13 protein-coding genes are annotated in these 15552 nt (G+C 71.4%); 5 read left to right on the forward strand and 8 right to left on the reverse strand.

The window, feature by feature from the left end:
- Window positions 1-5: 5 nt before the first annotated feature.
- From WMF33_RS11900 to WMF33_RS11920, 5 genes are all read right to left on the reverse strand, one after another.
- Window positions 6-1742, reverse strand: a complete 1737-nt coding sequence (locus WMF33_RS11900) for a pentapeptide repeat-containing protein (protein WP_437337239.1) — start codon at window positions 1740-1742, stop codon at window positions 6-8.
- Entirely contained in the window at window positions 1739-4165 is a 2427-nt protein-coding gene (locus tag WMF33_RS11905; RefSeq protein ID WP_437337240.1) for a DUF2169 family type VI secretion system accessory protein, read from the reverse strand. Before WMF33_RS11905 ends, WMF33_RS11900 begins: the two co-directional genes overlap by 4 nt.
- Window positions 4166-4189: 24 nt before the next feature.
- Window positions 4190-5284: a hypothetical protein gene (locus tag WMF33_RS11910; protein WP_437337241.1), complete on the reverse strand. Its 1095-nt coding sequence runs from the start codon at window positions 5282-5284 to the stop codon at window positions 4190-4192.
- Between the two features lie 47 nt (window positions 5285-5331).
- Window positions 5332-6585 carry a hypothetical protein gene (locus tag WMF33_RS11915; RefSeq protein ID WP_437337242.1) on the reverse strand — a complete coding sequence of 418 codons (1254 nt, stop codon included), beginning with the start codon at window positions 6583-6585 and terminating at the stop codon, window positions 5332-5334.
- A gap of 165 nt (window positions 6586-6750) precedes the next feature.
- Window positions 6751-7872 (reverse strand): DUF4419 domain-containing protein, encoded by a 1122-nt coding sequence (locus WMF33_RS11920; RefSeq protein ID WP_437337243.1) that lies wholly within the window; start codon window positions 7870-7872, stop codon window positions 6751-6753.
- A gap of 526 nt (window positions 7873-8398) precedes the next feature.
- Between WMF33_RS11920 and WMF33_RS11925 the strand changes: the two genes are divergently transcribed.
- Window positions 8399-9145 (forward strand): Bax inhibitor-1/YccA family protein, encoded by a 747-nt coding sequence (locus tag WMF33_RS11925; RefSeq protein ID WP_437337244.1) that lies wholly within the window; start codon window positions 8399-8401, stop codon window positions 9143-9145.
- A gap of 153 nt (window positions 9146-9298) precedes the next feature.
- Window positions 9299-9697, forward strand: coding sequence for a cupredoxin domain-containing protein (locus tag WMF33_RS11930; protein WP_061621763.1), 399 nt, complete (start codon window positions 9299-9301; stop codon window positions 9695-9697).
- A gap of 42 nt (window positions 9698-9739) precedes the next feature.
- Here the strand turns inward: WMF33_RS11930 and WMF33_RS11935 are convergent, their stop codons facing one another.
- Window positions 9740-10243, reverse strand: coding sequence for a hypothetical protein (locus WMF33_RS11935; protein WP_437337245.1), 504 nt, complete (start codon window positions 10241-10243; stop codon window positions 9740-9742).
- A gap of 475 nt (window positions 10244-10718) precedes the next feature.
- Between WMF33_RS11935 and rplC the strand changes: the two genes are divergently transcribed.
- Both rplC and WMF33_RS11945 read left to right on the forward strand, forming a co-directional pair.
- On the forward strand, window positions 10719-11420 hold the full coding sequence (gene rplC / locus WMF33_RS11940) for a 50S ribosomal protein L3 (RefSeq protein WP_061622921.1): 702 nt from the start codon (window positions 10719-10721) through the stop codon (window positions 11418-11420).
- A gap of 85 nt (window positions 11421-11505) precedes the next feature.
- Window positions 11506-12123 carry an SAM-dependent methyltransferase gene (locus WMF33_RS11945; RefSeq protein WP_061622920.1) on the forward strand — a complete coding sequence of 206 codons (618 nt, stop codon included), beginning with the start codon at window positions 11506-11508 and terminating at the stop codon, window positions 12121-12123.
- A 13-nt stretch (window positions 12124-12136) separates the two neighbouring features.
- Here the strand turns inward: WMF33_RS11945 and WMF33_RS11950 are convergent, their stop codons facing one another.
- Complete coding sequence (locus WMF33_RS11950; protein ID WP_437337246.1) at window positions 12137-13198, reverse strand: NAD(P)H-dependent flavin oxidoreductase; 1062 nt, start codon at window positions 13196-13198, stop codon at window positions 12137-12139.
- 110 nt (window positions 13199-13308) lie between these two features.
- Here WMF33_RS11950 and WMF33_RS11955 point away from each other — a divergent pair, with 110 nt between their 5' ends.
- Window positions 13309-14211, forward strand: a complete 903-nt coding sequence (locus tag WMF33_RS11955; RefSeq protein WP_437337247.1) for a LysR substrate-binding domain-containing protein — start codon at window positions 13309-13311, stop codon at window positions 14209-14211.
- A gap of 135 nt (window positions 14212-14346) precedes the next feature.
- Here the strand turns inward: WMF33_RS11955 and WMF33_RS11960 are convergent, their stop codons facing one another.
- Window positions 14347-15531 (reverse strand): acyl-CoA dehydrogenase family protein, encoded by a 1185-nt coding sequence (locus tag WMF33_RS11960; RefSeq protein ID WP_437337248.1) that lies wholly within the window; start codon window positions 15529-15531, stop codon window positions 14347-14349.
- Window positions 15532-15552: the final 21 nt, after the last annotated feature.

Here is a 15552-nt window from a genome sequence, read left to right on the forward strand (position 1 = left end):
CTCCTCTACGAGCGCCGCTCCGGCGGCATCCAGGCCTCGGCCTCCAGCCGGTCCACGTCCGTGCGCCTCGCCGTGGCGAGGTTCGCGTCGAGATAACGCGCCTTCTCGTCGCGGATATGGTGCAGGTTCGCCCACGTCAGGTCCGCGCCGGTGAAGTCGGCGCCGGTGACGTCCGCGTGCGAGAGATCCGCGTAGTGCGCCTTGACGCCCACGAACAGCGCCCCGGCCGCGCGGGCCTCGGTCAGCAGCGACTCCCGGAGGTCGGACCCCGCGAGGTTCGCCCCCGCGAGATCGGCCTTCACGAAGATCGCGTTGCGGAGCATCGCCTGCGTCATCACGGCGCCGGCGAGGGTGCCCTCGCCGAAGAAGGCGGCCTTCGCCATGGCGCCCGACAGGGTGGCGTGCCGCAGGTTCGCCTCCTTGAAGTTCGCGTTGGCCAGGATGGCGCCCTCCAGGCGGGTGCGCTCCAGGTTGCACGCGGTGAAATCGCAGTTCGACAGGTCGCACCCCGACAGGTCCATCCCCGAGAGGTTGCCGAGCGCGAAGAAGCACCGCGAGATGGTCAGCCCGGCGAGCGACGTGCGGGTCAGGTCCACGCCGGAGAAGTCCACGCAATCGAAGATCGCCTTCTCGAAGCGGATGCCCTCCACGCGGGCGAGCCGCAGCGTGGTCTGCGAGACGAGCGCGCGGGTCAGGTCCGCGCCCGAGAGGTCCGCCCGCTCCAGGACGCAGCGCACGAGCCGCGACGCGGACAGGTTCGCCCCGGTGAGGTCGGCCTCGGTGAAGACGACCATCTCGAGGTCCTTGCCCGAGAGATCCGCGCCCGGCAGCCGCGCCCGGTACAGCATGCACGACCTCAGCGTCGCGCCCCGGAAGTCCGCGCCGGTGAGGTCGCAGTTCGCGAGCGTCGTCTGGTCGAGCGTCGCGCCCCGGAAGCTCGCGCCCCGGAGGTTCGTGCCCTGGAGCGACGACAGCGTGAGGTTCGCGTTCTCGAAGCTCACCCCGGCGAAGTCCATCTCCTCCAGCGCCGCGCCCGCGAGGTCCGCGCCGGAGAGGTCGAGCCGGCCGAGGCGCGCGCCGTCGAACACCGTCTTCGTGAGCTTCTTCGGGAGCACGGCCTCCCGGAGATCGGCCTTCAGGAACACCACCGTGTCGAGCTGGGCGCCCGAGAGATCCGCCCGCCGGAGGCTCGCCTCGGCGAACGACGAGCCCTCGATCCGCGCCTGCACCAGCGAGGCGCCCGAGAGGTCCGCCCGCGCGAACGAGGCGTGCGCGAGCGTCGCGCCGTCGAGCGAGGCGTCCGTGAGGTCGGCGAGATCGAGCCGCGCGTTCGACAGGGTCGCCCCCGAGAGCTCCGCCCCCGCGAGCCGCGACTCGGCCAGGTTGGCCCCCTGGATCCGCGCGCCGCTCAGGTTGGCGCCGGCCAGCTGGCCGCGGACCAGGTGGGCCCCCGCGAGGTTCGCGCCGGACAGGTTCGCGCCCGAGAGATCGCTCTGGGCCACGGCGACGCCCTCGAGATCGGCGCCCGACAGGTCCGCGCCGCGGAGCCCGCACCAGGCGATCTGCGCCCCGCGGAGGTCGGCGCCCGACAGGTCCGCGCCGTCCAGCTGCAGCCGGCCGAGCTTCGCGCCGCGCAGCCGCGCCTTGCGGAGGTCGGCGCCCCGCAGGTCCATGTCCCCGAGCGCCCGGCCCTCGAGCGCCTCGCCCGCCTGGACCCGCGCCTTCAGCTCGTCCGGCGTCATCGATCCCGCTCCAGCGTCGAGCGCTTCAGGTTCGCCCCCCGGAAATCACAGCCGGAGCCGGAGGTCTGGTAGAACTTGGCATCGTAGAGGTTCGCATCGACGAACTTCGCCTCCGGGACGAGCGACTTGTGCAGGTCCGCGTCGAACAGGTTCGCGCGCGTGAAATCGGCCCGCGTGAGGTTCGCCCGGTCGAACCGGGCTCCGCGCGCGTTGGCGCCGAAGAAGCTCGCCCCGTCGGCCACGGCCTCGGTGAAGTGGGCGCTCGTCAGCACGGCGAGGCTGAAGTCCGCGCCGGTGACGGTCGCGCCTAGCCACACGCTGCCCTCGCCGCGCGCGCCTGCGAACACGGCCTTTCGCAGATCGGAGCCGGAGAAGCTCGAGCCGGCGAGGGTCGCGCCCGCGAACGTGGCGGAGGCCGCGCTCACCTTCGACACGAAGCACCGCGTGAGCGAGGCCTGGGACAGGTCCGCGCGCTCCAGCACGGTGCCCTCCAGGTACGCCGTGGTCCACCTGGCCCCCCGCGCGACGGCCCCGGTCATGTCCGCCCGCGAGAAGACGATCTGCGCGCCCTGGCTCTCCGAGAGATCGGCGCCCATGAGCCGCGCGCCGTCGAACGAGGCGCCCTCCAGCGTGGCGCCGCGGAAGACGGCGCGCTCGCCCCACGCGCTCTGGAGCGTCGCGTGGCTCAGGTCCGCGCCCGTGAAGTCGGCGTCGCGCACGTCGGCGTCGAACAACACCGCCTGCTTCAGCGTCGCGCGGGCGAGCTTCGCGCCGCGGAGGTTCGCGCCCGTGAGGATGGCGCCGGTGAGGTTCGCGCCGGTCAGGTCGACGCCGCTCAGGTCCTGCTCGCTCAGGTCCTGGTCGGAGAGGTCGCTCCCCGGCCCGGGCTGCCCCGGCGGCCGCGGCGGGGCCGCGGACAGGCCCAACGACGCGAGCTTCGGGTCGCTCGCGAGCTTGTCCCACGCCGCGAGCGCCGGGACCTGCGCCCCGCGCGCGGCCGCCAGCGACTTCGCCTCCTCCACCGCCCGCGCGACCCGCCGGAAGGCGGTCCGGAGCTGCGCGTCGGTCACCACGGGCGGCGCGTCCGCGCTCGGCGGCGGGAGGGCCGGCGACGACCGCGGCAGGTTGCGCAGCGCGTCGGCGATCAGGCCGCCGAGGGCCTTCCCCCCCGGCACCGCGATGCCCGCGAGCCCCGCCATCGCCCGGCGGATCTTGTCCTGCTGCGGCTTGGCGGCGTCGCCGAGCCGCGCCTTGAGCAGCGCCGACAGCGGGTCGAGCCCGGACGCGTCCGGCGGCGCCGTCTCGTCGCCCTTCTTCGCCAGCGCCTGGAGGGCCTTCCACTCCTCCTTGAGCTCCGGCGCGATCTGCTGCTCGATCTCGAGCGGATCGGCCTCGAACCGCTCGAGGATCTCCCGGTAGTGCTCCGGCGGCGGCGACGGCCCGTCGAGCGGCTCGGAGGCGACGAGCGTGGTGGTGAGCGAGAGATCGTCGTCGGTGACCTCGGTGAGCCCTCGCCAGGTGAGGTACAGGGCCTCCTTGTCCAGGTCGGCGAGCAGCGTGTCGAGGTGCATCGGCACCTCGCGGAAGCCGCGCTCCGCGTCCTTGACGAAGACGCGGATCCTGAGCCCCGGGAGCCGCGACCGGAACACCTCGGCGTCCGGGTGGAGGTTCTGGAACAGGAGCTCCTCGTCCCCGCGCAGGTAGGGGAGCCACTGATCGGGCCGAGCGGCGTTGAAGAACGTCCAGTCGAAGTCCTCGGCGTAGTAGGGCGCCCGCTTCTCGCGGTACGACTTGCCGTACTGCTTGCCGACCCTGGCGCGCCGGTCGGGCCAGTTGGGTGACAGCGGCCCGAAGCCCGCGGGGGCCGGCCGGTCCGAGCGCGACAGCAGGAGATCGTCCGCGTTCTCGACGTTGGGGAGCTCGCGTGTCCCGTGGCCTTTGCCCACCGGGTTCAGCGGGTGTTCGGGCCCGCCGAAGCTGTACCGATCGCCGAGGGGCATCCGGTCGAAGGGGACCGGATCGCTCATGGCCGGCCCGAGGAGGCCATCCATCCACACCCGATCGCCGACCACGCGCAGGATCTTGGACCACGATCCGACGCCGAACCGCACCGGACACTCGGTCATGCGCGCCTTGCCCGGCGTGTGGCACGTGCCGAGCAAGAGGACGTCCGCGTGCGGCTTGAAGTCGGCGAGATCGCTCGGATACAGGCACTCGCCGGTCATGTCGTGGTCGTCGTCGCGGAACACGTCGCCGCGCAGCGTCTCCTGCGCGAGCACCGGGTGGCCCTCGGGCAGGGAGAGCGGCGCTCCGGGCCTCAGGTTGAACTTCGCTCGGACGATCAGGGTCATCTCCGGCTGGGGCGGCCGGCGCGAGGTGACCTTGCTGCCGAAGAGGAACGGGGTGAGGTTCTTGTTCGCCATCCGTGGGTTCGCCGCGCTTCTGCGTCACACCATGAGGTGGACGGCCGCGATGTTCGTGCGGACGGGCGCGGCCTTGCTCCGGTCCAGGGAGATCTTCTCGCGCGAGGGCCCCATCGAGAGCGAGGGGCCGATGCTGGCCTCGAGGGTCGCGGTCACGCTGACGGACGCCTCCAGGCCGACCGTCGCGTCGACCGTCGCCCCGACCGAGAGGGTCGCCTCCCCGCCGAGCGTCGCCTCGACCATCGCCCCGAGGACGACCTCGTTCACCACGCCGAGGTTGATCGTGGTCTCGATCCCGTCGACCACGGTCTTGCTGTTGCCCTGCGTGTAGGAGTCGGCGTCTCCGTACATCTCATCCTCGGTGTCGGCGCGGGTCTCCGAGATGATCTTGTCGGCGGTGGTCTTGTTCTTGATGGTCCCGGCCTTGGTGGTGTCCGAGATGGTCTCTTCGACCGTGGTGGTGGACGAGATCGACCCGGCCTTCATCATATCTTTCGACGGCCCCTCGACGGTCGTCTCGTCGGTCATCGTCGTGACGTGGGTCTTCGACACCATCGCCTCCGCCCAGGTCTCCTCGTGGATCGAGGGCACCGGCAGCTTCGCCGAGCCGGTATAGGACGAGATGCTCTTCGCCCACGTCCTGGAGACGATCGTGGGGTTCTCGGTCATCACCGACGGGTAGTCCTCGATCGGCGTCGGCGTGTCCGGGTCGCCGGTGCGGCTCACCAGCTTGCCGCCGTAATGGTACTCGTACGAGTCGCCGTGGTAGGTCGAGTGCACCTCGCCCTTGACGGTCGTCTCGCGGATCCGCCGCTGGCCGCGGGGGCCCTTCACGATCTCGATATCGCTCCGCCCCTGGAAGGTGATGCCGCCCTGCTTGATGCGCCCGTCCTCCACCTCCGAGCTGGCCTTGAACTCCCTTCGACCGAAGACCGTCATCGAGTAGGTGCCCCCGATGATCTCGATCTTGTCGCCCCGGGTGGTCGTGATCCGGTTGCCGTCGGTCTCGTCCCGCCACGTGTAATCGTCTTCGGGCGTCGCGCCGATGCGCAGGTACGACGACATCCCCTCGCTGAAGTCGGGGACGTGGAGGATCGCGTATTTGCCATCGCCGGCCATGGGAGCTCCGTATCCGGTGGGCGCGTCGAGCGGGGTGCTCGCCGCCCTCAGAAGAAGAGATTGAACGCCGAGAGGACCTTGTGCGTGAGCGCGATCTCGGTCTTGCTGGCGTGGAGCTCCACGCCGGCCGTCCCCACCTCGAGCTTGGGGCCGACCGAGAAGTCGACGCTCGCGGTCATGCTGAGCTCCACCTTGGCGCCGACGGTCACGTCGAGGGAGCCCCCGGCCGTGAACGTCACCTCGCCGCCGAGCGTCGTCTCGATCATCGCCCCGAGGACGACCTCGTTCACGACGCCGAGGTTGATCGTCGTCTCGATCCCGTCGACCACGGTCTTGCTGTTGCCCTGCGTGTACGAGTCCGCGTCTCCGTACATCTCGTCCTTCGTGTCGGCGCGCGTCTCCGAGATGATCTTGTCCGCGGTGGTCTTGTTCCGGATCGTCTTCGCCGTGGTCGTGTCCTCCATGGTCCCGTCGACCGTGGTGGAGGACGTGATCGACTCGGCCTTCATCGTGGACACCGACGCTTCCTTGACGGTCGTCTCGTCGGTCATCGACTTGGCGTTCGTCTTCGAGACCATCACCTCCGCCCAGGTCTCGTTCGTGATCGTGGGGACCGGCAGCTTCTCCGAGCCGGTGTAGGACGAGATGCTCTTCGCCCACGTCTCATCGATGATCGTCGGGTTCTCCGTGGGGATCGACTGGGGGGAGGGCGGGTTCGTGTCGTCGATGTAGTCGTCGGTGACCTGCAGCGTGGGGAACGTGTCGGTGCCCGTCTGGCTCTGCTTGATCTTGCCGTAATAATAGTCGTAGACGTCGCCGTGGTAGGTGGTGCGCACCTCGCCCTTGACGGTCGTCTCGACCACCTTCCACGTGCCGCCGTAGTTCTGCACCCACTCGATGGTGGTGCCGCCGCCGAAGGTCTCGCTGACCTCGGTGAGGTGCCCTCCCGAGATGTCCCAGCCGGCCTGGTGCTCGCCGCGGCCGAGGATGAGCAGGCGGTAATTGCCCCCGATCACCTCGACCTTGTCGCCCTTGGTCGTCGAGATCCGGTTGCCGTCCGAGTGATCGCGCCAGCCGCCCTTCGTGTGCAGCTTCGCCGTCTCGGCCTGGCGCTCGCCCTCGGGCACGAAATCGGGCGAGCCGTCGCGCTTGCGCGTGTCGTCGGTGAAGGTCTGAATCCGCTCCGCGAGGTCGTCGCCCGCGCTCTCGCCGAGGGGCGCGGCGGCCCCGAGGCGCAGGTACGACGGCTGCCCGCCGTTCAGGTCGGGGACTTCGAGTAGCGCGAACTTGCCTCCGGGCACTGGAGCCTCCGTGTCGAGCGTGATGGACGACGCATGGCGTCGCCCCGTGGCGGGCTCCCTATCCTAGGTCACGGTGAGCCAGCCGTCCATGCAGAACCGCCCGGAGCGTTCCCGCCTCGAGCCCCGCGCGGTCGGTCGGCATCCGCGCATGCGCCGGCGCGCGGCTCAGGAGGCCTCGGCGGGGCGCTCTGCGGCAGACTCGGCTGCTTGGTGCACCACGGCCCACACGAACTCGGGGATGAGCGCGAGCGAGTGCGGGTCCTGCGTGACGCCGATCAGGCCGCTGATGAACTCCATGGGGTGCGGCCGGCGGCCCCCGTCGACGAAGCGAAGCTGGGCGCTCGTCAGGCCGGGCGGTATCTCGGAGAGCCCGGGCCCTTGCGGGTTGCCGAGCCCCCCGAGCGCGTCGCTGCGGGACTCCGCCGTCAGCCACCGCTCGTGCCAGCTGTCGATATAGGGGTTCGGGGCGAAGTAGTCGTTGGGCCAGGCGCGCAGGTAAGGAAACAGCACGTGGATCCACCCCGTGAGCTCGTCCGCCGGGTTCTCGTAGCGGAAGAACGCGCGCCAGAACGACCTGTCGGCGCGCCCCTCCGACGAGGCGGCGATCTGGTCGAGCACGGGCAGGAGGGCGCGCGTCCAGCGCTCCTGTCCGACGGCGCCGAGCATCGCCACGCGCTGGCGCACCCAGCGCCAGTCGTCGGAGGTGCCGAGCAGGTACACGCGCGGGATGCCGCGCTGCGGGTACACGAGATCGCCCGGGAACGGCGGCTCCCAGTCGAAGTGCGGCGCGAGCGGGGTCGCCACCGTGAGCTCCGAAGACACCCGCTCGACAGGACCCGTGGTGGAGAAGTTGGCTGTCACGAGATCCCGCAGCGTCCCGACCCGCGCTGAAACCTGCCTGGAGAAATCCGGAAACAACGCGGGCCACGGGTTCACCTGGCCGAGGTTGAAGTCGGGCCGCTCGACGACGAGCGCGAAATCGCGGTCTTCCGCGAGGAAGCGGCGCCGCTGCTCGTCGCTCGCGGCGAGGTGGAGCGTGAAGCCGCGCGCCAGGCAGAACCAGACAACGTCGGGCGAGATCACGAGGGGATAGCGCTGGGTGAAGGCGGTATAGGCCGCCTGGACGAGCGGGTGCAGGTCGGTGCGCCCGACGAGCGGCAGCCGGTGCCGGTAGGACGCCTCGATCGGCGCGACCAGCAGGCTTTGCACGGCGGCCTGGCTGTCGAACCCCGGCAAGGGCGCCGTCGCTGGCTCGACCTCCGCGACGGCGATCGTCGTAACGTTCATGACCCCTCGTCCTCCTGGCCCGGCGCGACGCCGTCGTGATCTGGCGCGTTTCTTTCGTACACGAGCGTGCCGCGCGCGACAACCTGCCGGCTCGCGCGGCCCACGCCGGCCTCGCGGCATGAAACCGCCGCCTTCGCGGGATGAAACGGAGCGGTCACGGAGGCTCGCTGCGCGACGGCGGCTCGCCTCGCGATCAGGACGAGCGCACCGGCCAGGGCGCGCCTCGGACGTGGGGACGTGGGCCGCCTCGGGCCGGCGCGGCGCCGCCGGCGCCCGCCCAGGTGAGTGGCGCGTGGCGCGTGGCGACGGCGCGCGGGCGATGCCGTGGGCATGTGATTTTTCGCGGATGGCGGATGTTTGTGGGCGTACCGTGGGCGTACCGTGGGCGTACCGTGCGCGTAGATCGCGCGCGGATTGCCGGGCGTTGGTGGGCCTCGTCGCAGCGGTGTTGCACGTCCTTGGCGAATGGTGCACGACTAGACGCTCGCGCAGCCGCTTCGATCGGCTTGAAGGAGGAGCGCAGCAGATGAGTTCACGCCAGGCGGGTTCGTACGTGGCGGGGGCACCGCCCAACGCGAAGGCGGCGCTGCGGATCGACTTTCTGAAGAAGGTCTATGGGCTCTTCACGGCGAGCCTTGTCGTGTCGTCCGTGGGCGCCATGTGCGCGCTCTACATCGGGGCGCCGGACGCGGAGGAGGCGGCCGCGGGGGGCCCGATGCCGCCGCTGGTGGAGCTCTTCGCGAGCCACCCGATCCTCTCGATGCTCATCGTGTTCGCCGTGATGTTCGGCGCCCGCGCGGTGCGCCGCGTCCCCGGCGTCAACGTCCTCGCGCTCTTCGGGATGGCGGCGATCCTCGGGGTCACCACGGCGCCTGCGCTCTACATGGCCCAGGTGGCCGCGGGCCTCGGCGGCACCCTGTCGTCGGCCCCGGTGCGGGACACGTTCATCCTGACGGTCCTCACGTTCGGCAGCCTCACGCTCGGTGTCCTCCTCTCGAAGGAGGACCTGTCGTTCCTGGCCAGCGGGCTCGTGATGGGCGCCATGGTCGTCCTCGGCGCCATGCTCCTCAACGCCCTGCTCGGGAGCACGCTCCTCGGGCTCGCGATCGCCAGCGTCTCGGTGCTCGTGTTCGGGGGATACGTCCTCTACAACACCTCGCGCCTGCTCCACTCGGACGAGCAGGATCCCGTGGGCGGCGCGCTCGACCTCTACCTCAACTTCATCAACCTCTTCTCGTCCATTCTGCAGATCCTCTCGGGCCGCCACTTCTGACGGCCGCCCTCGCGGCGCGCGCCGGCGCGCGATGCGATCTACGTTCCGCCGTCCTGCGTTCCGCCGCTCCGCGGCCGCGTGCGCGCCCGGGGCGGACGCCCGGGGGGAGCGCGGCTTGACGTTCCCTGGGCGCCGGGTAAGAACGCGCGGACCATGCGTCGCCCGCTCTTCGCCGCCGCGCTCGCCCTCCTCCTGTCGTCGCCGCTCGCCGGCGCTGCTTGCAGCAAGCCCGTCGAGGAGACGAAGGCGGTGGCGGCCGCCGAGCTCGCCGCGCCGGCGGGCGTGAAGCGCATCGACATCGCCGTCAACGACAGCGGCTTCTCCCCGTCGACGATCGAGCTCAAGAAGGGAGAGCCGGTGGTGCTGCGCTTCACGCGGACGACGAAGAGCGAGTGTCTGAAGGCGATCGCGATTCCCGATCTCAAGGTCGAGAAGGACCTGCCGCTCAACACGCCGGTCGAGGTGGCCATCACCCCGGAGAAGGAAGGGAAGATGGTGCTTCAGTGCTGGATGGCGATGGTCAAGGCGACCATCAACGTGGTCGGCTCGTGACGCGGCCGCGCCCTCGTCGGGGCGCGGCGCCGCGCGGACCGGTCAGAGGATGAGCCAGAGCTCGGCGTCGTAGCGCCGCGCGCCGCCGGCGTCCCGCGCCGCGCGGCGCGTCCCCGAGGCGGGCGCCTCGGCGCGGCCCGGCTCGGCGGGGGAGCCGGCGTCGCGCGCCGCCGGCGCGGCGGCGTGCGCCAGGTCGGCGCCCGCGGCGGCGCAGCGGGCCACGGCGAAGCGCAGCATCTCGCGCACGTCGCTCGCGGCGAGCATGCCGTTCGTCCGGTGGCGCGCGAACGCGGCCGCGCGCTCGACGCACGCGGCGCAGGGCGCCGACTCCGACCTGAACCTGAAGAGCAGCGTCCCCTCGGGCCACCCGAGCGCCGTCGCCTCGATGCTCACCACGACGAACGCGCCGTCACGGACCACCTGCGTGCCGGCCACCCCCGCGCCGCCCTCGCCGGCGCCGGGAGCCTCGCGCCTCAGCAGGAACCAGTAGCGATGCATGAGGCGCTCGACGTCGCGCGGCTCCCCGTGAGCGATGATGTCTGTCATCCATGACCTCCGACATCAGAATTTGAGGCCTGCGCCTCGGAGCCGCGACGCCGTGGAGAGCCAGGAAATGTCAGAGGAGACAGACAATGTCCGGGCGGCCTCGGCTGCGGCGGCGCGCGCCTCGCCCTGCGCTCACCGCGCCTCGCCCTGCGCTCACCGCGCCTCGCCCCGCGCTCACCGCGCGGCGGCACCCTCAGGGACGGCGCGCCGCGCTCATGGGCGGCTGCCGCGCGCGCGGCGGCTCAAAAAGTGAAAAAGTGAGACGGACCACGTCTGAAGCGGAAACTTTCGCTTCCTTTTGGGCTTGCCGTGAGTAAGCTCTGCGCCCCCCAACGCACCCGGCGGGCGACCGCCCCGGTTCTTCGCTCCGAACCGGCTCGTGACCGAGGCGTGCCGAGGGGATCGCGCCCGCGGCGTGCCGCGCGCGCGGAGGCAGTCCGAGCCACCCCAGACGGAGCGAAGAGGCAACCGCATCATGAATCAGCATCCCGGCATCATCGGCAAGAAGATCGGCATGACGCAGATCTTCAGCGAGACGGGCGAGGTCCTACGCTGCACGGTCGTGCAGGCGGGCTGCGTCGTCGTCGGCAAGCGCACGCTCGAGAAGGACGGCTACAGCGCGCTCGTCCTCGGCCTCGGCGAGCGGGCGGAGAAGCACACGACGAAGCCGCTCGCGGGCGCGTTCAAGAAGGCGGGGCAGACGCCGAAGCGCGTCGTGCGCGAGCTGCGCTGCTCCCCCGAGCACGCGGCGAAGTTCGAGCTCGGGCAGGCGCTCAAGGTCGACGAGATCTTCGAGGTCGGCCAGCGCGTGGACGCGCAGGGCCGCTCGCGCGGCCGCGGCTTCAGCGGCGTCATCCGTCGGTGGAGCTTCGCCGGCGCGGTGAGCTCGCACGGCACCCACGAGTACTTCCGCCACGGCGGCTCGATCGGTACGAACATGACCCCCGGCCGCACGCTGCCCGGCCTGAAGATGCCCGGCCACTACGGCGACGAGACGGTGAGCGCGCTCAACCTGAAGATCGCGAAGCTCCTCCCCGAGGACAACCTCATCCTCATCGAGGGCCCGGTCCCCGGCCCGAAGAACCAGGTGGTCACGATCCGTGGCGCCGTGAAGAAGCGCGGCGGCAAGGGGCTCCCCGTGCCGGCGCAGCAGCCGACCAAGAAGAAGGGCGGCTGATCGGCTGATCCACGCGCCGCTGGTGGAGAACGCGCGCCTCTGAGGAAGCGCGCGCGCCCCGCCGGCGGCGCCCTCCGGTCGCACCGTGCCGCAGAAGCCCAAGAACCCGTACAAGCGCCCGGACGCCTTCACGAAGGCGGCGAAGGCGCAGGGCTACCCTGCGCGCAGCGTCTTCAAGCTCGAGGAGATCGATCGCCGGGTGCGGCTGCTCCGCCCTGGCCAGCGTGTGCTCGACCTGGGCGCGGCGCCCGGCTCGTGGTCGATGTACGCGGCGCAGCGGATCGGCGCGGCGGGGAAGCTGCTCGCGGTGGATCTGTCGCCGATCACGGCGGCGTTCGGCCCGCAGGCGACGGTGGTGCAGGGGGACGCGCTGTCGCTGACGAACGAGGCGCTCGCGCAGTTCGCGCCGTACGACGTGGTGCTGTCGGACATGGCGCCCGCGACGAGCGGCAGCAAGATCGCCGACCAGGCGCGGAGCTTTGAGCTGTTCATGCGCGCCGTGGCCGTGGCCGAGGCGCTGCTCGCGCCGGGCGGCGCGTTCGTCGGGAAGATCTTCATGAGCGAGGATTTCGTGAAGGCCCGCGACGCGCTGCGGAACCTGTGCGAGGAGGTCCGGAGCATCCGGCCCGAGGGGACGCGGGCGAACAGCGTGGAGATCTTCCTGGTGGGGCTGCGAAGGAAGGCGGCGGGGAAGGCGGGGTAGGGGCGGCGACAGGTCAACAGGCCGCGCCCGGCCAGCTCTCCCACATCTCCCGCATCAGCGTCTCGACGAGCTCCCGCGCCGGCATCGGGCGCACGAGCGGCGCCCCCTGGCCCGCCCACAGCAGCATCAGATCCGCGCGCCCCTGCTTGGCGGCCGCCGCGCGGAGGTCGAGCGTCCTCCGGTGCTGCTCCGGGAAGGGCGGCGTTCGCCGGCCCTCGAGCGCCTCGGTGAAGCGGTTCCGGATCGCGCGCCCCGGCCGCCCGGTGAAGGCGCGCGTGACCACCGTGCGCAGCGCGGCGTCCGAGCGGAGCGCGGCGCGGTAGGCGGGCGAGATCCCCGCCTCGGGACAGCCGAGGAACGCGGTCCCGAGCTGCGCCCCCGCGGCGCCGAGGGCGCGCGCCGCCGCGATGCCGCGCCCGTCCATGATGCCGCCCGCGGCGAGCACCGGGACGCGGACGTGCGCCGCCACCTGCGGCACGAGCGCCATCGTGCCGACCAGGCCGTCCTCGAACGAGCCGTGGAAGGTGCCGCGATGCGCCCCCGCCTCGGCCCCCTGCGCCGAGATCGCGTCGACCCCCGCCTCCTCGAGCAGCACGGCCTCATCGACCGTGGTCGCCGTCCCGATGACGACGATGGACGCCGCGCGGAGCGCGCGCAGGTGCTCCGGCGCGAGCAGGCCGAAGGTGAAGCTGAACACCGCCGGGCGGCACCGGAGCACCGCGTCGAGCTGCGCCTCGAAGCGCCCCTGGACGTGGGGCGGCGCCGTCTCGCTCGGCAGCCCGAGCTCCGCGCGGAGCGCGTCGAGCACCGGCGCCGTCTCGGCGACGACCTCGGGCGATGACGGCTTCGGGGCCTGGGGCGCGAACAGGTTCACCGCGAAGGGCGCGGAGGTCCGCGCCCGGATATCGGCGCAGATCGCCTCGATCGCCTGCGGCGTCATGTACGCCGCGCCGACGGAGCCGAGCGCGCCGGCGCACGACACTTCGGCGACGAGCTCGGGGGTCGTGATCCCGCCCGCCATCGGCGCCTGCACGATCGGATGACGTATGCCGAGGAGGCTCGCAAGTTTGCTCATGACTACGCTCCCGTGGGTTGACTGGCACAGGGGTAGCGCCTTCCATGTATCGCTTGCAGTGATTTGATTTGATGCGAGCCATCGTTCATGGTGATGCCAGAGGCGATGCCATGAACTCCTCCGATCTGCGCGTCTTCGAGGCGGTCGCCCGCACGGGCGGCATCGGCAAGGCCGCGCTCGAGCTGCGCACCGTGCAGTCCAACGTGACGGCGCGGGTGCGTCACCTCGAGGAGGAGCTCGGCGTCCGGCTCTTCGAGCGGCACCGGCGCGGCGTGATGCTGACGGGCGCGGGGAAGCAGCTCCTGCCGTATGCGCTGCAGGTCGGGCGGCTGCTCACCGAGGCGGAGGAGATGGTCCGGCGCGGCGACGAGCCCGTGGGGACGCTCGCGATCGGCGCGCTGGAGACGACGGCGGCGCTGCGCCTCGCGCCCGTCCTCTCCGCGTACCACCGCGCGCATCCGCGGGTCGACATCGCGCTGCGCACGGGCACGACGGCCAGCCTGACCGCGGACGTGCTGGGGCGCCGGCTGGAAGGGGCGCTCGTCGTCGGCCCCGTACGCCACGAGGAGCTCGTCGAGGAGAAGCTGATCGAGGAGGAGCTCGTCGTCGTGGCGCCCGCCGCGTGGCCCACGTGGGTGCCGCGCGAAGGGGGGGCGAGGATCGTCGTGTTCCGGGCGGGGTGCTCGTACCGCCAGCGGCTCGAGGCGCTCCTCGCGGGAAAGGGGCTCGTGGCGACGCGCCTGCTCGAGTTCGGGACGCTGGACGGAATCCTCGGCTGCGTGGCGGCCGGTATCGGGATCACGATGCTCCCGCGCGCGGTGGTCGCGCGCAGCGCGCTCGGCGCCGATCTCTCGATTCACCCCCTTCCGGCGAACAAGGGGCGTACGGCGACCGTGTTCATCCGCCGGCGCGACGCGCTCGTGTCCGCGGCGCTCGGCGCGTTCCTCGCGCTCGCACGCGCGATCCACGCGCCGGCGCGGCGCTCGGCGGAGTTTGAAAGAGACATGGGGTGACCGCCGCGACGAAAGGGAGAGAAGGAGAGAAGAAGATGCGAGAAGCGCTCTTCAGCGCCCTTCTTCTCCTTATTCTTCCCCCGGCGTCCTCGGCGCCTCGTCGGCTCAGCCCTCTCGGACCGCCCGAAGGCCCCCTCAGAACGCGTTGTGCCCCGTGATCGCGTTGCCGAGGATCAGGCAATGCACCTCGTCGGTGCCCTCGTACGTGTACACGCTCTCCAGGTTGAGCATGTGCCGGACCACCGGATAATCGAGCAGGATCCCGTTCGCGCCGAGCACGCTCCGCGCGGTCCGCGCGATCTTGAGCGCCCAGCCCACGTTGTTCCGCTTGCACAGCGACACCTGCACCGGGCTGATCCCGCCCGCGTCCTTCAGCCGCGCGAAGTGCAGCGCCATGATCTGCCCCTTCGCGATCTCCGTCGCCATCTCCACGAGCTCCGCCTGGATGAGCTGCCGCGACGCGATCGGCTGGCCGAACTGGACGCGCTCGCGCGCGTACGACACGGCCGTCTCGTAGCAGGCGCGCGCGGCGCCGAGCGCGCCCCACGCGATCCCGAAGCGCGCCTGCGTCAGGCAGCCGAGCGGGCCCCTCAGGCCGACCACGCCCGGCAGCAGGTTCTCCTCCGGGACGCGCACCTCGTTCAGGACGATCTCCCCGGTCGGGCTCGCGCGCAGGCTCATCTTGCCGTGGATGAGCGGCGTCTCCAGCCCCTTCATCCCCCGCTCCACCACGAAGCCGCGGATCGACTCGGGGCCTCCGTCATCCACCTTGGCCCACACCACGCAGAGGTCCGCGATCGGCGCGCTCGTGATCCACATCTTCGTGCCCGTGAGCACATACGAGCTCCCGTCCTTCCGGGCGCGCGTCTTCATCGAGCTCGGGTCCGAGCCGCTGTCGGGCTCCGTCAGGCCGAAGCAGCCGATCAGCTCGGCCGAGGCCATCCTCGGCAGCCAGCGCTGCTTCTGCTCCTCGGAGCCGTATTTCCAGATCGGATACATCGCCAGCGAGCCCTGGACGCTGACGAAGCTGCGCAGGCCGCTGTCGCCGTACTCCAGCTCCTGCAGCGCGAGCCCGTAAGCGACCGAGTTCATGCCGGCGCAGCCATAGCCGGTCAGCGAGCCCCCGAGCAGGCCGAGCGCGGCGATCTCGGGGATCAGGTCGGTCGCGAACTCCTCCCGCGCGAACAGGTCCGCGGCGCGCGGGAGGTACCGCTCGCGCACGAAGCGGCGGACGGAGTCGCGGACCATGCGCTCCTCGTCGGAGAGCAGCGGATCGATCGCCATGAGCTGATCGAGCGAGACGGGCTCCTGCGTGGCCATGACGCCAGCGTGTAGCGTGCC

The organism is Sorangium sp. So ce394 (genome assembly GCF_051474665.1).
GTDB lineage: Bacteria > Myxococcota_A > Polyangia > Polyangiales > Polyangiaceae > Sorangium > Sorangium cellulosum_D.